This is a genomic window from Methanococcus vannielii SB, from assembly GCF_000017165.1.
Lineage (GTDB): Archaea > AGJL01 > Methanococci > Methanococcales > Methanococcaceae > Methanococcus > Methanococcus vannielii.
Genome location: NC_009634.1, coordinates 417,484 through 438,306 on the forward strand (window position 1 = coordinate 417,484; position 20,823 = coordinate 438,306).

General features: G+C 33.2%; 23 protein-coding genes and 1 tRNA gene. 19 read left to right on the forward strand and 5 right to left on the reverse strand.

Going from position 1 to position 20,823, the window contains the following annotated elements; genetic code table 11:
* Nucleotides 1–196: 196 nt before the first annotated feature.
* From MEVAN_RS01855 to MEVAN_RS01910, 12 genes are all read left to right on the forward strand, one after another.
* Complete coding sequence (locus tag MEVAN_RS01855; protein WP_011972173.1) at nt 197–505, forward strand: ATP synthase subunit B family protein; 309 nt, start codon at nt 197–199, stop codon at nt 503–505.
* 37 nt (nt 506–542) lie between these two features.
* Nucleotides 543–2,603 (forward strand): V-type ATP synthase subunit I, encoded by a 2,061-nt coding sequence (locus tag MEVAN_RS01860; protein ID WP_198002522.1) that lies wholly within the window; start codon nt 543–545, stop codon nt 2,601–2,603.
* Nucleotides 2,604–2,660: 57 nt separating this feature from the next.
* The gene (locus MEVAN_RS01865) at nt 2,661–3,329 is read left to right on the forward strand and encodes an ATP synthase subunit K (protein WP_011972175.1); all 669 of its coding nucleotides are present in this window, start codon (nt 2,661–2,663) and stop codon (nt 3,327–3,329) included.
* A 56-nt stretch (nt 3,330–3,385) separates the two neighbouring features.
* Nucleotides 3,386–3,997, forward strand: a complete 612-nt coding sequence (locus tag MEVAN_RS01870; RefSeq protein WP_011972176.1) for a V-type ATP synthase subunit E — start codon at nt 3,386–3,388, stop codon at nt 3,995–3,997.
* Between the two features lie 10 nt (nt 3,998–4,007).
* Nucleotides 4,008–5,180 (forward strand): V-type ATP synthase subunit C, encoded by a 1,173-nt coding sequence (locus MEVAN_RS01875; RefSeq protein ID WP_011972177.1) that lies wholly within the window; start codon nt 4,008–4,010, stop codon nt 5,178–5,180.
* A 21-nt stretch (nt 5,181–5,201) separates the two neighbouring features.
* Nucleotides 5,202–5,501 carry a V-type ATP synthase subunit F gene (locus MEVAN_RS01880; RefSeq protein WP_011972178.1) on the forward strand — a complete coding sequence of 100 codons (300 nt, stop codon included), beginning with the start codon at nt 5,202–5,204 and terminating at the stop codon, nt 5,499–5,501.
* Nucleotides 5,502–5,516: 15 nt separating this feature from the next.
* Nucleotides 5,517–7,277, forward strand: coding sequence for an ATP synthase subunit A (locus MEVAN_RS01885; protein WP_011972179.1), 1,761 nt, complete (start codon nt 5,517–5,519; stop codon nt 7,275–7,277).
* A 35-nt stretch (nt 7,278–7,312) separates the two neighbouring features.
* Nucleotides 7,313–8,701 (forward strand): V-type ATP synthase subunit B, encoded by a 1,389-nt coding sequence (locus MEVAN_RS01890; RefSeq protein WP_011972180.1) that lies wholly within the window; start codon nt 7,313–7,315, stop codon nt 8,699–8,701.
* A 48-nt stretch (nt 8,702–8,749) separates the two neighbouring features.
* A complete protein-coding gene (locus MEVAN_RS01895; protein ID WP_011972181.1) occupies nt 8,750–9,394 on the forward strand; it encodes a V-type ATP synthase subunit D in 645 nt (214 codons plus the stop codon).
* Nucleotides 9,395–9,416: 22 nt separating this feature from the next.
* Complete coding sequence (locus tag MEVAN_RS01900; RefSeq protein ID WP_011972182.1) at nt 9,417–9,782, forward strand: DUF22 domain-containing protein; 366 nt, start codon at nt 9,417–9,419, stop codon at nt 9,780–9,782.
* A gap of 66 nt (nt 9,783–9,848) precedes the next feature.
* The gene (locus MEVAN_RS01905) at nt 9,849–10,286 is read left to right on the forward strand and encodes a DUF61 family protein (protein ID WP_011972183.1); all 438 of its coding nucleotides are present in this window, start codon (nt 9,849–9,851) and stop codon (nt 10,284–10,286) included.
* A gap of 199 nt (nt 10,287–10,485) precedes the next feature.
* Nucleotides 10,486–10,749 carry a monovalent cation/H+ antiporter complex subunit F gene (locus MEVAN_RS01910; protein ID WP_011972184.1) on the forward strand — a complete coding sequence of 88 codons (264 nt, stop codon included), beginning with the start codon at nt 10,486–10,488 and terminating at the stop codon, nt 10,747–10,749.
* 68 nt (nt 10,750–10,817) lie between these two features.
* On the opposite strand, the gene MEVAN_RS01915 is transcribed toward MEVAN_RS01910, so the two are convergent.
* Together MEVAN_RS01915 and surE are read right to left on the reverse strand one after the other, a co-directional pair.
* Nucleotides 10,818–11,465, reverse strand: a complete 648-nt coding sequence (locus tag MEVAN_RS01915) for a TIGR00288 family NYN domain-containing protein (protein WP_011972185.1) — start codon at nt 11,463–11,465, stop codon at nt 10,818–10,820.
* Between the two features lie 76 nt (nt 11,466–11,541).
* Nucleotides 11,542–12,336 (reverse strand): 5'/3'-nucleotidase SurE, encoded by a 795-nt coding sequence (gene surE / locus MEVAN_RS01920; protein ID WP_011972186.1) that lies wholly within the window; start codon nt 12,334–12,336, stop codon nt 11,542–11,544.
* Between the two features lie 255 nt (nt 12,337–12,591).
* Between surE and MEVAN_RS01925 the strand changes: the two genes are divergently transcribed.
* On the forward strand, nt 12,592–13,392 hold the full coding sequence (locus MEVAN_RS01925) for a DUF7839 domain-containing protein (protein ID WP_011972187.1): 801 nt from the start codon (nt 12,592–12,594) through the stop codon (nt 13,390–13,392).
* A 61-nt stretch (nt 13,393–13,453) separates the two neighbouring features.
* Here MEVAN_RS01925 and hdrB read toward each other — a convergent pair whose 3' ends face one another.
* Together hdrB and hdrC are read right to left on the reverse strand one after the other, a co-directional pair.
* Complete coding sequence (gene hdrB, locus MEVAN_RS01930) at nt 13,454–14,335, reverse strand: CoB--CoM heterodisulfide reductase subunit B (RefSeq protein ID WP_011972188.1); 882 nt, start codon at nt 14,333–14,335, stop codon at nt 13,454–13,456.
* Nucleotides 14,336–14,373: 38 nt separating this feature from the next.
* Nucleotides 14,374–14,928: a CoB--CoM heterodisulfide reductase subunit C gene (gene hdrC / locus MEVAN_RS01935; RefSeq protein ID WP_011972189.1), complete on the reverse strand. Its 555-nt coding sequence runs from the start codon at nt 14,926–14,928 to the stop codon at nt 14,374–14,376.
* A gap of 132 nt (nt 14,929–15,060) precedes the next feature.
* On the opposite strand from hdrC, the gene MEVAN_RS01940 reads away from it, so the two are divergent.
* From MEVAN_RS01940 to MEVAN_RS01950, 3 genes are all read left to right on the forward strand, one after another.
* On the forward strand, nt 15,061–15,366 hold the full coding sequence (locus tag MEVAN_RS01940) for a DUF167 domain-containing protein (RefSeq protein ID WP_011972190.1): 306 nt from the start codon (nt 15,061–15,063) through the stop codon (nt 15,364–15,366).
* Nucleotides 15,367–15,392: 26 nt separating this feature from the next.
* On the forward strand, nt 15,393–16,604 hold the full coding sequence (locus tag MEVAN_RS01945) for a YcaO-related McrA-glycine thioamidation protein (RefSeq protein ID WP_011972191.1): 1,212 nt from the start codon (nt 15,393–15,395) through the stop codon (nt 16,602–16,604).
* A gap of 111 nt (nt 16,605–16,715) precedes the next feature.
* Entirely contained in the window at nt 16,716–17,684 is a 969-nt protein-coding gene (locus MEVAN_RS01950) for a YbgA family protein (RefSeq protein ID WP_011972192.1), read from the forward strand.
* Between the two features lie 36 nt (nt 17,685–17,720).
* Here the strand turns inward: MEVAN_RS01950 and MEVAN_RS01955 are convergent.
* Nucleotides 17,721–17,794, reverse strand: a tRNA-Ala gene (locus MEVAN_RS01955).
* A 150-nt stretch (nt 17,795–17,944) separates the two neighbouring features.
* Here MEVAN_RS01955 and MEVAN_RS09025 point away from each other — a divergent pair.
* The 3 genes from MEVAN_RS09025 (at nt 17,945) to cysS (ending at nt 20,789) form a co-directional block, all read left to right on the forward strand.
* A complete protein-coding gene (locus tag MEVAN_RS09025) occupies nt 17,945–18,142 on the forward strand; it encodes an NAD(P)-binding protein (RefSeq protein ID WP_232179328.1) in 198 nt (65 codons plus the stop codon).
* 1,037 nt (nt 18,143–19,179) lie between these two features.
* A complete protein-coding gene (locus tag MEVAN_RS09030) occupies nt 19,180–19,338 on the forward strand; it encodes a hypothetical protein (protein WP_232179329.1) in 159 nt (52 codons plus the stop codon).
* A gap of 23 nt (nt 19,339–19,361) precedes the next feature.
* Nucleotides 19,362–20,789 (forward strand): cysteine--tRNA ligase, encoded by a 1,428-nt coding sequence (gene cysS / locus MEVAN_RS01965; protein ID WP_011972193.1) that lies wholly within the window; start codon nt 19,362–19,364, stop codon nt 20,787–20,789.
* The last annotated feature ends 34 nt before the right edge of the window (nt 20,790–20,823 follow it).

Below are 20,823 nucleotides of genomic sequence, written 5' to 3' on the forward strand. Positions count from 1 at the left end.
AGTACATATATGAAAAAGTCTAAAAAACCAAAGTGGCATAAATAACCTTGTTATAATAATCATGACTGCTTTACTATATATGGCAAGTAGTGATTTTTCCCGTAAAATATCTTCCTGTTTAAAATATGCCTGAGTAATAAAATATATATAGGTATTCTACGGGATATAGTAATTATTCTTCAAAGGAGGTTGTTCTGTGAGTGCTATAGATACCATTAGGGAAATAAAGCATGCAGAAAATGAAGCTGTAAATGCGATAGAAGAAGCTAAGAAAAAAGCAGCAGAAATAAAGCTTAATTCAGTAGAAGAAGGTAAAAAAATCATTTCTGATACTGAAACTAGTGCGGAATTATCTGCCAGTGAATTGGTTTCTAAATTTGAAAAAGAAGCTAAAGAAAAAGCATCAGAAATTATCGCTAAAGAAGAAAAAGCTATTTCTGAAATGGTGAACATTGCTAAAGTTAAAATTTTAAATATTACATTAAAAGATGTAATTGAATTCTAACGATTTTTCTGTTGTGAAAACTTGAAAGGTGGTTTTATTGAGACCCGCAAGAATGAAAAAAATTAGGGCGGTCATCTTAGATGAAAAAGTAGATCCTGTTATTAGGAAACTCCATGAAAGCGGGCTAGTGGAGTTATACGATTTATCTACTAAACTCGAAGACCCTGAATGGAGTGCATTTTTGGCACCTTCACCTTCAGCCGAGTACGGTAGAAACGTCGCTTCGTTAACAATTAAAGTTAGCAGAATGCTAGATTTATTCTCTAACGTTAGCAAAGGGGAAAAAACAGGACTTTCAGGAATATTAAATCCAAAAGTACCTGAAAAGAAAAAACTATCATTTTCATCATCCGCAGAGATTATCTCCCATGTTGAAAACGTACTTTCATGCGTTGAAGGAGAAGTCTCGGAACCCGCTAAAAAGTTGGCCGAACTCGAAAATAGAAAAGCTATTCTTGAAGCATTAAAAGATAGTGTTAAATATCTCGCTGATTTTGAATTGGATCTTAAATTCCTTGGAGAAGGCCCATATACGTATACTGTTTCAGGTCTTTCATTTCCTGAAAACTTAAAGGGACTTGAATCATCATTAACTGATGTTACAGATGGATACGTTGAAATTGTTAAAGGGGCGCCAGTAAATACTGGTGAAAAGGAACAAAAGATTCCAATAATTGTCAATACATTAAAACAATACATGGATGTAGTAGGTGCTGAGCTTAGAAAATCCGGATTTGAAAGACTCGATATTTCAGAAGTTATCGGGACTCCAAAAGATGTTTTTATAGGGTCTGAAAAGGAACTCCAAAGTATTGAAAAGGATACGAAATCTATTTTAGAAAAATTGAATGCACTTTCTAAAAAATGGACTGAAGAAGTATTAGTACTACATGAAATCCTTGAAATTGAAAAAGAGAGAGCTGAAGCCTATTCAATGACCGGTAAAACTGTAAGGACACACCTTGTTGAAGCTTGGGCACCATCTAAATACGTTAAAAAAGTCCAAGAGATAATTGAAACTGCTTCTGAAGGATACTCCGTTGTTGAAATTTCGGAGCCAGATGAACCAGTTGAAAAAATACCTGTACTTTTAGACAATAAAAAAGCGATTAAACCATTTGAAATGCTTACTGAGATGTACGCACCTCCAAAATATAATGAAATCGACCCTACAATGATGATAATGCCTGGATTTTTATTATTCTATGGCATTATGCTTACAGATGCAGTGTATGGTTTATTACTTGCTTTGGCAGGTGTTGTACTTTGGAAGAGAATGGGTAAAGTAAGCCAAGGCGCATACAATCTTGGGTATATATTAACGCTTTCTGGTCTTTCAACAGTGTTCTTTGGAATATTAACTGGCGGGTATTTGGGAGACTTTATGCTCCAATTTATGGGTATGGATATTTACTCAACAGGACTTGCTTTGGTAAATCCACTTGGTGAAAGTACATACATTAGTGCCGCTAAACCATTACTGAGTCTTGGCGGAATTGACGTAAATAATGGGCCTATGACAATATTGTTATTCTCAATTGTTGCAGGTATTTTGCACCTATTTATTGGTTTAACAGTTGGCATTTCTGAAAGTTTAAAAAAGAAATCATTATTAGATGCATTCTTAGGTCAAGGAATGTGGATGCTATTAATACTTGCAATTGTAACTACAGTATTTACTGGAAACATGATGATTGCAGGTGTTGCAGTAATTTTAGTAATTGCACTCTGTATGATTAAGGGATTCATGAATGGTGGAGTTTTAGATGCATTACTTGGTGCAATGGATATTACGGGATTTTTAGGAAACGTTCTCTCTTACGCAAGACTTTTAGCTTTATGTTTAGCTACGGGAGGTCTTGCAATGGCCGTAAATATCATGGCAAAGTTACTTGGAGACGCAATTCCGGTTATTGGAATATTAATTGCCATAGTAATGCTTGTATTTGGACATGCATTTAACTTTGTAATGAATGGTCTTGGTTCGTTCATTCACTCATTAAGATTACACTATGTAGAATTCTTTGGCCAGTATTATGAAGGCGGTGGAAAGAAATTCTCACCATTTAAGGCTAAAAGAGAGTACACTTCAAACTAATCAATAAATAACAAAAATAATGTAAAATAAGAATGTTTTAAGAACGAGGTGTTTATGATGGTATTTGAAAACCCATTATTACTCGGAGCTATAGGTGCTGGTTTAGCAGTAGGTATTGCAGGTCTTGGTTCAGGTATCGGTGCAGGTATCACCGGTGCTAGTGGTGCAGGCGTTGTTGCAGAAGACCCTAACAAATTTGGTACTGCAATTGTATTCCAGGCATTACCTCAAACGCAAGGTCTCTATGGTTTCCTTGTTGCAATCTTAATCTTATTTGTATTCAAAAGTGCTCCTGAATGGGCAATGCTCGCAGCAGGTATTGGTACGGGATTAGCAGGTTTATCTGCAATCGGACAAGGAATTGCTGCTGCTGCTGGTTTAGGTGCTGTTGCAGAAAACGATGGAATATTTGGTAAAGCAATGGTTTTCTCCGTTCTTCCTGAAACACAGGCAATCTACGGTTTGTTAGTTGCTATCCTTTTATTAGTTGGAGTATTTGCAAGTCCGGGGGTTACAACAATCGCAGCACTTGGTGCTGGTTTAGCTGTGGGTTTTGCAGGTCTTTCAGGTATTGGTCAAGGTATAACTGCAGCAGGTGCAATTGGTGCTACTGCTAGGGACCCTGATGCAATGGGTAAAGGTTTAGTTTTAGCAGTTATGCCCGAAACCTTCGCTATCTTCGGTTTATTGATAGCTATCCTAATCATGCTAGGTATCATGTTCTAACTTAAATAAACGAAACCTTGCGTTTCCAATATAAATCCAATTCCGAAGGTGTTACGATGGGAGCGGAAAAGATAACATCCAAAATTATGGAAGATGCTAAAATTCAGGCAAATGTAATTTTAGCAGAAGCTCAAAAAGAAAAAGAAGCATTAATAAAAAAAGCTCATGAAGAAGCTGAAAAGAAAAAGCAAGCGATACTTAAAAAAGGAGAAAAAGATGCTGAAATGACTAGAAATAGAATTTTAGCTGAAGCTAGACTCTCTGCTAAGAAAAATTCGCTTGAAGAAAGAGAAAGGACAATAGCAAAAGCTATTCAAAAATTAGAGGAAGATTTAGTAAAATTACCTCAAAAAGACGAATATAAAGATATTTTACTAAAAATGATTATCACCGGTGTTTATTCAGTTGGTGGTGGTGAATTAGACTTACAACTCAACAAAAACGACTGGAAATTAATTGACGATTCCACGTTGTGGGCCCTTGAAAAGGAAATGGAAGACCGGCTTAAAAAAGTTACTGTCTTGAAAAAAGGCGAATCCCTACCAATAATTGGCGGTTGCGTTGTAAAAACTGCAGATAAAACAAAAGTGTCCGACAATAGCCTTGAAGCAACATTTGAAAGAAATTTGGACATTATAAGGGCTAAAATTGCTGAAATGTTGTTCTAAGGTGGTTTAAATGGATGCTTTAACACAGTTAATGGAACTAGCAGGGATGCCCACCAATATATTCATGACTTTATTGGTACTTGCAGGTATTGCCATATTCCTAGTTATTATGATCTTTTTGATAAGATATTTGGCAGAAACTGCTCCATTTGCTTACGTTAATGCAAGAGTAAGAAGTATGGAGTCAAGACTGCTTAAAGATCATAAAATGAATGAATTAATCGAAGCTGCAGGGGCTAACGAATTAATCGGGTTTTTGGAAGATACTGACTATGGGCCATATTTGTCTGAAGTATTAGGTCAAAGTGAAGATCCAACAGTTGCTGAAAAAGCACTTGATACTCACTTAGCACACGTATACAAAACACTTGCAAATATATCACCTGACTCTGCAAGAAAAATATTAAAATTGCTTGAAAAAAAGTTTGATGTTAAAAACATTAAAACACTTTTAAGAGCAAAATACGTTGGGCTCAATGCTGAAGAAACTTTCAAATTATTAATTCCCCTTGGAACAATTCCTGAAAGCAGATTAAGGGAATTAAGTGAAACTAAATCTGTAGAAGAAATAGTAAACGCTTTAGAAGGAACAGGTTATACGACCATTCTTTCAGATGCATTAACGGACTATGAACAGACTGGAAAGTTAACTGCTCTTGAAATGAGTTTGGATAAATCAATTCTTGAAAGCCTATGGAAAAACGTGAGTGTTGACGGTACTGAAAAAGACTTGTTTAAAGAATTTATTGGTGCAATGATTGACATTGAAAACTTAAAAATAATATTGAAAGGAAAAGCTGACGGGTTATCCTCCGAAGTTATTTCAAACTATACTACAAGCAAAGGATACGAGCTTGCTGCATGGAAGTTAAAGGAGCTTGCTGATGTCGAATCAATTGAAGGAGTTATCAGCTCACTTGAAGGTACAAAATACACTTCAATAATGAATGAAAGTCTTGAAGAATTCGAAAAAGTAAAATCCGTGTACATATTTGAAAAAGCTCTCGATAAATACTTAGTTAATATGGGTAAAAAATTATCACTGAGACAGCCATTTGGAATAGGCCCGATAATTGGACTTATTACTTCAAAAGAACTTGAAATAAGAAATTTAAAGATTATTATTAAAGGAAAAATTGAAGGATTGTCTGCTAGTGAAATCAGAGAGATTCTTGTATCCTAAAAACGATTGTAAAGTGATATTATGAGAATCGGCGTAGTTGGGGATTCCGATGTAGCAGTCGGATTTAGACTTGCAGGACTTACGGATGTCTACGAAGTTAAATCCCCTGAACAGGCTTCAAAAGCGATTGAAGAATTGGACAATAATGCTGAAATAGGATTAATAATTACTACTGAACGAATCGGCGAAGGAATCAGGGAAACTATTGCTAACGCAAAAAAAGTTATCGTAGAAGTTCCAGATAAAAATGGCCCTATCGTTAGAGAAAAAGATCCTGTAAAAATATTAGTAAGAAACGCAGTCGGTATAGATATTAAGTAATTCTGAGGTGAAAATATGGTCGTCGGTAAAATTATTAAAATATCCGGCCCGGTTGTTGTTGCCGAAGGCATGAAAGGTTCCCAGATGTATGAAGTGGTTAAAGTAGGTAACGAAGGATTAACCGGAGAAATTATCCAGTTAACTGAAAACGAAGCGATTATTCAGGTTTACGAGGAAACTGCAGGTATTAAACCTGGAGAGGGCGTTACTGGAACCGGAGCACCTTTATCTGTAGAACTTGGCCCTGGCATGTTAAAAGCAATGTACGATGGTATCCAAAGACCTTTAAACGCAATTGAAGATGCTACAAACTCAATTTACATCCCAAGAGGGGTAAACGTACCTTCACTTCCAAGAGATGTAAAGTGGGACTTTGTGCCGTCCGTAAATGTTGGCGATGAAGTGTTAGCTGGTGACATCATCGGTACAGTTCAAGAAACTGCTTCAATCGTTCACAAAATCTTAATTCCAGTTGGAATTAACGGTAAAATCAAAGAAATTAAATCTGGAAGTTTCACTGTTGAAGAAACAGTTGCTGTTGTTGAAACAGAAAAAGGCGACAAATTAGTAACAATGATGCAAAAATGGCCTGTAAGAAAGCCAAGACCATCAAAAGTAAAATTACCTCCGGTAATCCCATTACTTACCGGGCAAAGAGTTGAAGATACATTCTTCGGTCTTGCAAAAGGTGGTGCTTCAGCAATTCCAGGCCCATTTGGAAGTGGTAAAACTGTTACACAACACCAGCTCGCTAAATGGTCTGATGTGGATGTCGTAGTTTACATCGGTTGTGGAGAAAGGGGTAACGAGATGACTGAGGTTATCGAAGAATTCCCACACTTAGATGACATCAAAACCGGAAACAAATTAATGGATAGAACCGTATTGATTGCAAATACCTCAAACATGCCCGTAGCTGCAAGAGAAGCTTCAGTTTACACTGGAATTACAATTGCAGAATATTTCAGGGATCAAGGTTTAGGTGTACTCTTAACTGCTGACTCAACATCAAGATGGGCAGAAGCAATGAGAGAGATTTCAGGTAGACTTGAAGAGATGCCTGGAGAAGAAGGTTACCCTGCATACCTTTCATCAAAACTCGCTCAGTTCTACGAGAGGGCAGGAAGAGTTGACTGTTTAGGTTCAGAAGACAGACAAGGATTCGTATGTATCGTAGGTGCAGTTTCCCCCCCAGGTGGTGACTTCTCAGAACCAGTTACATCAAACACTTTAAGAATTGTTAAGGTATTCTGGGCGTTAGATGCAAACCTTGCAAGAAGAAGACACTTCCCTGCAATCAACTGGTTAACCAGTTACTCACTCTACATCAACGATATTGCAGGCTGGTGGAAAAAGAACACTGGTGAAGACTGGAGAGTTTTAAGGGACGAAGCAATGGGTTTGCTTCAGAAAGAAGCTGAATTACAGGAAATCGTGCAATTAGTTGGTCCAGATGCACTTCCAGATAGGGAAAGAGTTATCTTAGAAATTGCTAGAATTTTAAGAGAAGACTTCTTACAGCAAGATGCATATCACGAAGTAGACAGCTACTGTTCACCTAAAAAACAGTACAACATGTTAAAAGTGATTATGACATTCTACAAAAAAGCATTGGATGCAGTAGCAAAAGGTGCAGACCCTGCAAAACTTTCAGCAGTTAGTGTAAAAGGAGACATTGCTAGAATGAAGTACATGCCTGAAGAAGAATTCATAAAAACGAAAGTACCTGAAATGATAAAGAAAATGGAATCAGAATTAGGTGCTTTAATTAAATAACCTAATTAATTTTTAAACTGTAAGGAGGTTATCATATGGACGCTATGCAAAAAACCATAGAATACACATCAGTCTCCAGAATTGCTGGTCCTTTAATGGTTATTGAAGGAATTGAAGGAATTGCTTACGGTGAAATTGTAGACATTACAACTCCTAACGGAGAAAAAAGAACCGGGCAAGTTTTAGAAGCTAGAGAAGACATTGCTGTTGTTCAGGTGTTTGAAGGAACTTCAGAATTAAACACAAGTGAAACAAGAGTAAGATTTACCGGAGAAACTGCAAAAATCGGTGTATCAAAAGATATGCTTGGTAGAATTTTTAACGGTGCAGGAAAACCACTCGACGGTGGGCCTGAAATCATTGCTGAAAAAAAGGTGGATATTAACGGCTACCCGCTAAATCCTGTTTCAAGAAACCCGCCAAACGCTTTTGTTCAGACAGGTATTTCAACAATTGATGGTACAAACACCCTTGTTAGGGGGCAAAAAATCCCAATCTTTTCCGGATCAGGTTTACCACATAACATGCTTGCTGCACAAATTGCAAGACAGGCTAAGGTAAGAGGAGAAGGTGAGCAGTTTGCAGTAGTATTCGCTGCAATGGGTATCACAAGTGAAGAATCAAACTATTTCATGGATGAATTTAAGAAAACAGGTGCTTTAGAAAAAGCTGTTGTATTCATCAACTTAGCAGATGACCCTGCAATTGAAAGAATCATTACACCAAGAATTGCATTAACGACTGCAGAGTACCTTGCATATGAAAAAGGAATGCACGTACTTGTTATATTAACTGACCTTACAAACTACTGTGAAGCATTAAGAGAAATTGCAGCTGCAAGAAACGAAGTGCCCGGAAGAAGAGGATACCCAGGTTACATGTACACTGACCTAGCATCTCTTTATGAAAGAGCAGGAAGAGTTAAAGGTAAAGAAGGAACTGTAACACAGATTCCAATTCTTACAATGCCTCACGATGATATTACACACCCAATCCCTGACCTTACAGGATACATTACTGAAGGACAGATTGTGCTTTCAAGAGAATTAAACAGAAAAGGTATCTATCCGCCAGTTGACATCTTGCCATCACTTTCAAGACTTGCAGGTAATGGACAGGGTCCTGGAAAAACAAGAGATGACCATGCAAAAGTTATCAGCCAAGCATACGCTGCATACGCAGAAGGTAGAGGTTTAAGAGACCTTGTAGCTGTTGTTGGTGAAGAGGCTTTAACTGAAAGAGATAGGGCATTCTTAAAATTTGCTGATGCATTTGAAGGGAGAGTTGTAACTCAAGGCGTAGATGAAGATAGAAGCATTGAAGAAACACTCGACATTATTTGGGAATTATTAACAATCTTACCAAAATCAGAATTGAAGAGAGTTTCAGACGAATTAATTGAAAAATATTTACCTAAAAAATAAAATTCAGAAGCTGAAATTTTCCCATCTTATTAATCTAGGGGGATAGCAATGGCAGACGTAAACCCTACAAGAATGGAACTATTAAAATTAAAGAGTAAAATTAAACTCGCTGAAAAGGGGCATAAACTCTTGAAACAAAAAAGAGATGCCCTAATGATGGAGTTTTTTGAAATCTTAAATCAAGCTTCTGGAATAAGAGACAAAGTAAATGTTGCTCTTTCAAAAGCGTACAAAGACCTAATAATGGCTCAGGCTTTAATGGGTACACTTTCAGTAAAAGAAGCATCTTTTGCAGCCAAGAATGATACTATCGAACTAGATGTCGATATGAGAAATATCATGGGCATTGGAGTTCCAGTATTTGAACTACAAAATGTGAAAAGAGATATTTCAAATAGGGGTTATAGCCCGTATGGAGTTTCATCAAAATTAGATGAAGCTGCAAAAAACTTTGAAGAAGCTTTAGAACTTATTTCAGAACTTGCAGAAATCGAAACATCGATAAAATTGCTCGCTCAAGAAATTATAACGACAAAAAGAAGAGTTAACGCTCTTGAATACGTTGTAATTCCTAGAATGAATGAAACCAAGAAGTACATCGGCATGAGGCTCGATGAAATGGAGAGGGAAAACTTCTTCAGGTTGAAATTAATTAAAGCAAGAATTGATGCTAGAGAGGCAGAAGAAGCATAATTTTAACAATATTGGTGGTTTTATGTTTAGAATTACTGGAAAAATTAAGGAAATTGAAGATAAAATTGAAGGTAAAAAGCATGGTGAGGCTAAACTTGAATTAGTTGGCCAGAAAGTTCCAATTTTTGCATCTGAAACTGTCGAAATTAAATCAGGACAGATAAAAGCAGTAAATATTCAAAAAATTTGCCTGCCCAAAAAAACAGTTTTAATGCCTTCTGCATACATTCAGCATAAGTTAGGAAACATGGTATCTTTAGGGGAAGAAATTCCTGTTCCTTTTGAACATGAACGATGTCTTGAGTACGCAATATTTATTGCAGTAAAAGACGGAAAAATTAATGAAGGAGAACTCATTGGAACCATTATAGTACTCCATGCTGAATAATTGACTACTCTAAAAAATAATTAACTACCATCAATATACTTTTTTAAATCTTGCTTCGTGAAAAAAATGGCTAAAGAAAATTTACAGGCTAATTTGGGAAATCCAAAAATTCAGAGTGTTGATACAATATATCCTTTTTTAAATAATTTAAAGTCCAATATTACAAGAAAAACTCTTTATGAACTTCTAAAAGAAGATAAGCCTTTTTTAATAATAAATGGACAGCGTTACAGGGTTAAAAGAAAAGAATTAGAATTTATAAATGAAAATGTATCAAAAGACATTCGAATACCAATTATTTTAGAATTTGATTCAAATTATGAAGCAGGAACTGTAAAAATAGAAGGCATTGAAGAAATTAAAGTAATTTCAAAGATATTAAATAAAGAACTAAATCCATTTAGTAAAGACAATATTCTTTATATGTATAAGCCAGAACTAAGGGAAGTTAGAAGAGTTCTTCCTACGGCAACACAATACTTATTTAAAATAGGGATTGATTAAGGAAATAGTATGTTAAAAAAGAAAAAATATTACGGAAACGACCCTTTTAAAAAAATTATGAACGACCCTAAAAAAAGCGAAAAAGTTTATAAGATATTATTCTTAGTAAATATATGGGTTTGGTTTTCAATGTTCATTGGAGCAGTAATTTTTGTAATATGGGCCTACAAATACTTGTCAGCATAAAATGGTGATTTAAATGAACGAGTATGTTTTATATTTTACAATGTTTGCATTAATAACCAGTGCATTTTCTGCACTTAGATTATCGTTTAAAAAAGAAACTTCAAACGTTCTTATTGGGGAAGGCTTAATGGCAGTAGTAATTGCCACATTTTTGGTTATTTTATCTAAATTTTACGGAATAATATATTTAGAAACGGTTGCTTTATTAATTTTAGTATGTGGGCCAGTTGGAACTATTGCATTTTCAAAATTCATGAGAAAAATAGACATTAAATAAAATACTGAAAAATTACTATTTAAAATTAAAAAAGATAAATTATTGAATTAAATAATTTTCAAAATTAATTATTTTTTTAACCAGTTTATACTATTACTAAGTCCTTCTTTAAACGATTCAGTACTGCTTTTTTTATTTTCTTTTGATTCTTCTTTTAGAGGTTCAGTTTTTGGTGATTCAACCGCTGAATGGGAATGTTGTTCCCTATCCCTTTTTTTTTGCTCTAATTTTTCTTTATCAAGTTCAAAATCTTCTTCAACACGTATTACGTGGTCTGCAATATTTTGAATTGCAGTACTAAATCCAGGTTCTGCCCCAACAACAATAATCTGCTTTCCACGTTCTTTCGCCTTTCTTATTGCAGGTAAAAAGTCCGCATCTCTTGTCATGTAAACAATAGTATCAATATTTTTATTAAATATCAATTCAGTTCCATCAACGGCCATCTCAACATCAACATCGCCTGCTGAAATCCTAGGCTCAAAGCCCTGATTTGCAATTGCTTCAATTAATTTATCAGATGCATACTGATTTAAATAAACTCTACCAACAACAATATCCCCAAATTCGTCTAAAGCATCTCTTACTTTATCAAGATCAACGTTAAATTCCTTTCTTAACATGTTTGGCCCATCAATAAGTAATGCCATCTTGTTAGTCCCTTTTTTACTAGTTTTCACGTAAAACTTCTTTAAATTGTCCAGTTTTTTCCACATGGTTCTCACCAAAGACCAAAATCAAGGTATAAAATAAAATTATCAATTAATTTATTAATCTACAAAGTATTTAAATCTAAAACTTTTTTTTGTAAATTTCCTGGAATAATTCAATATTTTTTATCGTAGTATCGAGAGTTAAAGGGGTTAAAGATACATGTTTTTTTCTCCTTATTGCGTAAACATCAGTTCCATCTTCTTCTTCCATTATTGGGTACCCGTCAATCCAGTAATAGCTTCTACTCCTTGGGTCAATCCTTTCTTCAACGTGTGTTGTATACATCTTTTTTGCAAGTTTTGTAATCTCAACGGGAGTATTTAATGTGGCATCTTCTGGAATATTTACATTTAGCACATCACAAGGAAATTCAGAATCCAAAAACTTTTCAAAAACTTTTTTAAATACGTTTGCCGCATTTAAAAATTCTATTGGACTTTCACCTTCTTTAAATTTTAAATGATCGGCAGTAACTTGTAATGAGCATGCAAAAGCTTTTGCACCGTGATGTGAACCTTCAAAAGCGGCGCCAAGGGTTCCTGAAGTTGTAATTTCAGTTCCTAAATTTTCACCAATATTTATTCCTGAAATTACAAAATCAGGCACTTTTTTTAAAACTTGATATATTCCAAGAACTACGCAATCTGATGGAGTTCCTGAAACGGCATAACCTTCAGAACAGTCTGAAAGTTTTGTTTTTGTTATTCTTAAAGGTTCAAAAAAACTTATTGCCCTTCCAATCCCACTTTGTTGGTTTGTTGGTGCTACAACGGTAACATTTGCATCAAATTCACTACTTAGTACATTTTTAAGTGCTAAAAGGCCATTTGAGTATATTCCATCATCATTTACAAGCAATATTTCAAGAGTCATGAAATCACCTTAATTTTATTAGTATATGTATAATCGGATATTTATATATAGGGACTTTAAAAAATGCATTTAACGCTATTTCAAGTTTTTTTTAAACTTTAAAGAATTTAAAAAAATTTAAAGAATTTAAAAAAACGTCAATTGTTTTAAAATTTGCTTTTTAATTGAAGGTATATCAAAACTATAAAAACTATATATAGTAACCAGTTATATATTTATTAAAGTTATATTGATAATAATAACCTGGTGAACTTGATGAAAAAAAGAAATATTACTGAATTTCAAATACTATCAGAAGTTGTTAGAAAACAGCCACACATTAAACAAAAAGAAATAGCTGACACACTCGGAATAACCGTTCAGGGAGTGTCTGAACACATGCGTAACCTCATGAAAGAAGAGTTTATTAAAAATAAAGGTCGTGGTGAATACGTTATAACTGAAAAAGGAATGGCCGTATTAAAATCATGGATTTCAGATTTTAAAAGTTACTTAAATGATGTAAATCAAAACTTGTATCGATATAAAGATGTTTGGCCGGCAATAGCTGCTGAAGATGTAGTTTCAGGAGATAATATTGGAATATTTATGAAAAAAGGCCTCATATATGCTTCAAAAGAACTAAATTCCAATGCAACTGCTAAAGTATTTTTTGGAGGACTTAAAGGGGAAGATATTGCAATACATGATATTAAAGGGCATATTGAAGTAAATAAAGGAAAAGTTATAGTTTTAAAAATTCCTGCAGAGGTTATGGGGGGTTCAAGAAATGTAAATTACGATATAATAACTGACACTATTACGGAATATCCTGAGTCAGTTATTGCAACTGCAGGAACAGTTGGAAATGTAGTAACTTCAAGGCTTGAAATTCACCCTGATATAAGATTTGCAGTTTCAGAAGGAATAGTTTCTGCTTGTAACCGGGGTTCAGATGTAATTGCAATAATTACTGGAAAAATGGCTGAAAAGATTATTAAAGTAATAGATAAAAACAAAATAAGTTATATTCTTTTAGATGCTTCAAAAAACATTGATTTAAGCGAATTTGAATAAATTACAGTATAATAACTATTTATTATTTTTATTTAAAAAAATAGAATTAAAATTAAATGGATTAGTATCCTAATTTATTAAGTAACGGTTCTGGCGAAATAAAGTTTACATCTAAAGCAACTTCTGATGGCTTCATTCCCATTGCAAGACCTAAAAGTTGGGATAAATGTACAACTGGGAATCCATATTCGTTACCGAGTTTTTCTTTAATTTCAATTTGCCCCCTGTCAAATTGCAACTGACAGAATGGACATACGTTAACAGTAGCATCAGCACCCACTGCCAACATGTTTTCAATTTTTTCCTGAGTCATACTTAATGCAAGATCTAATTCTTTAGCCCTTACACCACCACCTGCACCACAACACATCATTTTATCTTTATATGCTACTGACTTAGCACCGGTTGCTTCAACAAGTTCATCAAGCATTGTTGGATTTTCAGCACTGCCGAGTCCTTTTGCAGATGTTGGTTTTAAGAAGTGGCACCCGTAGTGAACGCCTATATTTACACTTAATGGTTTTACAACGTTTTCTCTAATTTTATCTACACCTATGTCATTGTAGATTAATTCAGCAAAGTGCCTTACATGAACGGTTCCTTTATATTCTTTTCCAACTTCGTTAAGCTGTTCGTTTACCATTTTTAAAGCATCTTTGTTTTCATGTAACATGTGTGCAGCTTCAAATAATGAACCATAACATCCGTTACATACGGTAACTATATCTACGCCCATTTCTTCTGCAATACACAAGTTTCTTGCAGCTAAAGTTAACCATGTTTTTTGGTCGAATGAACCAAATACTCCCGGAGCCGGACAGCAGGAAGCTCCAGGCATATCTACTAATTCAACACCTAATTTCTCCATTACTGTTCTTGTAGCAGATTCCACACCAGCGTACCTGTTTGGCATAATACATCCAAGGAAAAACGCGTATTTCATCAATATCACCATTTTTTAAATTTAGACTATATCTTAAATTATTGTTTTAAACCCATTGTTTTCCAGTCAAATCCTATTAAATCATCAAATTTCAAACACTTAGCAATTGTTCTAATTTCATCCATATCTTTTTGACTGAATTGTGCAATTGGTGCTTTTTCAGCGAGTCCTAATGATTTTCTTAATTTTGCAGTATCTTCATTTGCAGGTACCGCATGACCAGCTTTTAAAACGTATACTGCGGTCATTTTATGCGGAGTTGCCATGTTTCCTTTTTGAGCTGCCAAATTTCTTATTGTTTTAATAATTTCAGTTACTTTAACATCTCTTGGGCATCTCTCATAGCAAGTGTAGCAAGTTGTACACTTCCAAATATCGTCACTATCTAAAACACTATCCATACCAAGTAATGCTTGCCTAATTACCTTTCTTGTTCTGTATGCAGTCCTTCTACCACTTGGGCAGCTTCCAGTACATGTACCGCATTGGTAGCATGCTTTTAATGAAGCTACTTCCTTTTCACCTGGAACTGGAGTTCCAGCATCAATGATTTTGTTAACAAAATCTTTGTTTAAATTTTCAGCTTTCATCATCAGTAACACCTCGAGGATACTTTTGTGCGGATATAATATATTTATTATTAGTTGCTGCCCTATATTATACTGTTGTATAATATAATAATTTATTTTTACCTTGTTTCAAAATAGTAATAAGAAGGTGGTATTTTGATTGAAGAAATAATCAAAAAAACTGAAAAAGGAGTTTTAATCGATATAGAGGTTACTACTAATGCTAAAAAGAACGAAATTGGAAAAATTAATAAATGGCGTAAAAGACTTGAAGTAAAAATTAAAGAACAACCAATTGAAGGAAGGGCAAATAAAGCCATTTTAAAATTTTTAAAAGAAATTTTTAAAACAGATGTTGAACTAAATCCAGTAACAACTTCGCCCCAAAAAACAGTACTTATATCATGTGATACAAAAGAATATGTTGTAAACATTTTAAAAAGGGAAATTAAATCAGTCTAATCCAAAATTAACTAATCGTGGTAAAAATGGAAGATGGTATAAACGATATAAACTATGCTCTTGCAGCGTACAGAATCTGTACTCCGGAAGAAACTTTCGAAAAAATAGGACCAATTATTAAAAAAATAGGAGTTACAAGAACTGCTAGGATTGATGGGCTTGATAGAATTGGAATTCCTGTTTTTTCATCAATTAGGCCTTCTGCAAAAGATGGTGCAATAAGTGTATATGCTGGAAAGGGTGCAACTGAAATTCAAGCAAAAGTTTCTTCGACAATGGAAGCAATTGAAAGATATTCTGCGGAATTTGATGAAAATTCGAAGCTTGAATTGGTAAAAAAACCTAAAAATCCGGTAAATCTTGATGAACTAATACTTCCGGGCGGAAAAAATGCCGAATTTACAGATACTAATGAAGTAGACTGGGTTAGTGGAACAGATATTATATCTGGAAAAACTTTTGAAGTTCCAATAAACAGCATTGTTCACCCTTATGATGGGAAACAACTGTTTAGAAGCAATACTAACGGTCTTGCATCTGGAAACTCGATGGAAGAAGCAATTTTTCACGGAATGTTAGAGGTAATAGAAAGGGATTCATGGAGTATTTCAGAACTTTCAAAAAATACGTATAAACGGGTAAACGTAGATAATGCCAAAAATCCACTAATTCACGAACTCATTGAAAAATTTAAAAGTGCTAAAATAAACGTCATATTAAAAGATTTAACTAGCGAAGTTGGAATTCCAACAATTGCTGCAGTTTCAGATGACGATATTTTAAAAGACCCCTCACTATTATGTATGGGTGTAGGTTGCCATATCCATCCAGAAATTGCAGTTTTAAGGGCATTAACTGAAGTTGCACAAAGTAGGGCAACCCAAATTCATGGGGCTCGTGAAGATACGAATAGAGGTGATATCATACGAAGAATAGATTATGAAAGAATGAAAAGGGCACATAAAAAATGGTACACCTTCAAAGAAGAAGTAAATATCGAAAATATTGAAAACAAGGCAAAATTAAATATTAAAAAAGACATTGAAACTTTAAAAAATACGTTAAAAGAAAACGGATTTGATAAGATTATTACGGTTAACCTGAAAAAAACAGAAATTGACGTTGTTAGGGTAATTATTCCAAAGATGGAGCTTTATAGTGTTGATAGGGATAGAATTTCTCTTTGGATTAAAGAAAGGATTAGGAGAAATCTTGAAAAAAATCTTGACTTGATTTAAAGTTCCATTTTTTTATATATTTTAAATTTACATATTTTAAATTTATTATCTTAATTTTAGCTATTTTTTAACTAACCTTACCTTAAATTAGTTTAAGAGGAGGGGAATTTTTTGAAAAATTTTAAAAAACCAAATATTATAATAAGTAGATGTATCGAACATGATAACTGTAGGTATGACGGCCATAAAATTTCAAGCGATTTTGTAAAAAATACTAAAAAATACTTTAACTATATAACTGTGTGTCCCGAAGTTGAAATCGGGCTTCCAATTCCAAGAAATTCTTTAAAAATTGCTTTTAAAAATAATAACTATGAATTTGTTCAAAATAATACATATAATAATTATACCGAAAAAATTAGAATTTTTTCATCGAATTTTTTAGAATCAATAACCAATGTTGATGGATTTATACTAAAAAATAAGTCCCCTTCTTGTGGAGTAAAGGGGGTTAAAATATATCTTGAAAATGGAAACCCGATAAATCAGAAAACAGAAGGTTTTTTTGCCAAAGAAGTTTTAAAGAGATTTCCAAATATTCCAATAGAAGACGAAGCAAGGCTTAGAAATAAGCGGATAAAAGACCATTTTTTAACAAAAGTATATACGCTTTTAGATTTTAAAGATACTAAATATTCTAAATCCATAAAAGAATTAATAGAATTTCATACAAAAAATAAATTACTATTCATGGCATACAATCAAAAACAAAAGGACATTTTAGGAAATATAGTTGGAAATTATTCCAAAAATTTTGATAATTTAATAAAATATTACGAATTAAATCTAAATTTGCTTTTAAGTCGACCTCCTTTAACTGAATCTAACATAAACGTCCTTATGCATATTTTTGGGTACGTTTCTAGAAAACTTTCAAAGGAAGAAAAAGAGCTATTTATCGAGTCATTAGAACGGTACCGTAATGAACTTGAATGTATTAATATTCCAATAATTCTTTTGAAATCATGGATTATTCGTTTTGACGTTGATTACCTAAAAAAACAGACTTATTTTGAACCTTTTCCAATGGAACTTTCAGATAATAGCGATTTATTTAAAAGAGACTATTGGAAAGAATAGATATATCTTTAAATTCCAATAATTGTTATTTAGGAATGGACTGAGCGGGATTTGAACCCGCGGCTTCCGCATAGCCAATGCGGCACTCTCCCAGTCTGAGCTATCAGCCCCAAATTCAGTCTAAATTTGCTGTTTTTAATATATAAAATTTTCTATTTTAAGTATTTTAAAATCCGGATTTTAAAAAATTATAAATTGTGAAAAGAATAAAGGACTATAAAGTAAAAAATAGCCTCATTTAATTACTTTTAGTGTTTTTCATGAAAAATATAGACTTTGATTACGACGTAATTATAATAGGTGCGGAGCCTTCTGGACTTTTTTGCGCATTTGAACTTTCAGAAAATAGTAATTTAAGAATACTCGTAATTGATAAAGGTAAAGATATTTTAGACCGGATTTGTCCGATTAAAAATACTAAAAAGTGCATGCATTGTAGTACTTGCCAAATAATGTAGGAGGTTGGGGGTACAGGAGATTTAAGTGATGGAACACTTAATTTAAGGCCCAATATTGGAGAAAACCTGTCCGATATACCCAATGATAAAAACTATTCATGGCCGCTTATTTTTGAAGTCGATGATATTTTCTTAAAAAATAATGGCCCAAAGAACTTTCAAAAGGAAACCTGGTAAAATTAAGAGAATTACAAAAAAAGCCGTATAAAATGGGGTTAAATTTATACCAATAATTCAAAGACATATGTTTCAGACAATACTAAAAAAGTAATTTTCAGTATTAAAAATAAATTTCAAAAAAAATGGTGTTACGTTTTTATTAAACACAAACGTAATTGACTTTACAAAAAATAGTGTAAAAGTAAATCAGTTAGAAAAACTAAAAAATATAACTACAAAATACATTGTAGTTACCCCAGTTCGGGAAATGCAGACTGGTTTTTAAAAATAGCTAAAAAAATCGGTTTAACTGCATATCACGGGCCTATTGATGTTGGAGTACGTGTAGAAGTTCCAGCAATGATATTTGATGGAATAACAAAAATAAACCATGACCCCAAATTTCACATATTCACAAAAACATATGATGACTTTGTACGAACTTTTTGTACGAATCCACGAGGATTTGTTGTTTGAGGGAAATATGGTGATATGTTTGTGTAAGTGGCCACTCAATAGTAAATACAAAAAGTGAAAATACCAATTTTTCACTTTTAACCCCGATATAACTTACAAAGCCTATAGAAAATACTACAGGTTACAGAAAAATATTGCAAAGCTTACAACTACCTTTGTCGGTGGAAAGCCAATTTTAAAGAGATTTGGTGATTTAAAAAGAGGGCAGAAAAATACTTTAGAAATGCTCAAAAAAGCAGTTTTGAACCAACTTTAAAACTGGTAACCTCTAGATACACTACAATGGCAATTCTGCATAGAATAGTTACAAGTATCGTTGAAAATATTGAAAAGTTAGATAAATTCCGGGAGTTTTCAATGACCCTACACTATTATATGCTCCATAAATAAAGTATTATGCAATGAAAGCAGTAGTAAATACGAATTTAAAAACTAACATTGAAAATGTTTATGTTGCATGCGATGGTGCAGGACTTTTATCTGCACGTGGAATTTTAAAAAAGGAAGCAATTGTTGATTTAAATATCAAAAAAATGAAATTAACTGGAAAGAAAAAATAATAAATCTTTAAACGGCGATTTTTATGTTAAGGATATATAACACAATTACAAAATCTGAAGAAGTATTTAAAACTTTAAATAACGAAGAAGTTAAAATTTATGTTTGTGGCCCAACAGTCTACGATGAAACTCATATTGGACATGGTAGAACGTATGTTTCTTTTGACATTATTAGGCGGTATTTAGAACATATTGGATATAGTGTAAAACTTGTCATAAATTTTACAGATATTGATGACAAAATAATAAATCGGGCACTAAATTTAAATGTAACTCCAAAAAAAATCTCGGAAAAATACATTGAAATATTTTTAAACGATATGAAAACATTAAATGTTAAACCTGCCGATATTTATCCTAAAGTTACAGAAAATATTCCCGAAATTATTTCTTTTATTGATAAGCTAATTGAAAAGGGCTTTGCATATAAGACGGATAGTGGTGTTTACTTTGAAATTGAAAAATTCAAAGATTATGGAAAATTAAGTAATATTAATTTAGAAAACTTAATTTCTGAAGATAAATTAGAAAGTAAAAGTGAAAAGAAAAATCGTTTTGATTTTGCATTGTGGAAAAATAAAAAATCAGGAGAACCTTACTGGAAAAGCCCTTTTGGAGATGGAAGGCCCGGCTGGCATATAGAATGTTCAGTAATGAGCATGAAGTATTTAGGGGAACAGTTTGACATTCACGGCGGAGGAAGGGATTTATCATTTCCACACCATGAAAACGAAATTGCACAAAGCAGTGCATATTCTGGAAAAAATTGGGTAAATTACTGGGTACATACGGGTTTTGTAATGGTTAATGGCGAAAAAATGAGTAAGAGTTTAGGTAATTTCGTTACTATTTCAGAAATCTCAAAAAAATACTCCCCCGAAGTTTTAAGGCTATTTTTTATTCAGAGACATTATAAAAGCCCGATTGATTATACTGAAGAATCAATGGAACATGCTAAGGCTTCACTTCAAAAACTATATAATGTAATTGAAAGTGTTAGAATTGCACTTGAAAATCCCGTAAATAGCGTTTGGGATGAAAATGAAGCTTTCTTTTACAATGTTTTAAAAAATTCGAAAATAAATTTTTATAGGGCAATGGATTCAGATTTTAATTCAGTTAATGCATTAAAAACAGTTTTTGAAGTTTCAAATAGCGTAACTAAATATTTAAGTGTCTCAAAATCTCCAAATGTAGCTTTACTTATAAAAACCCTTGATTTTTTTAAAAATGTCGGTGAAATATTCGGTTTATTTGAAGGTTATTTTTATAAATCTTCTAACGTTAAAGAGGAAAGTTTAATTAAATTTTTAGTAGATTTAAGGGATGATTTAAGGTCAAAAAAGAATTATGAAACGTCTGACAAAATAAGGGACGGGTTAAAAGAATTAGGATACCAAATTGAAGACAGTTCAAAAGAAAATACGGTATTTAAAAAAATAAATATTTAACGACCAATTGGCCCTAAATTCTTTAAAAAAAGAT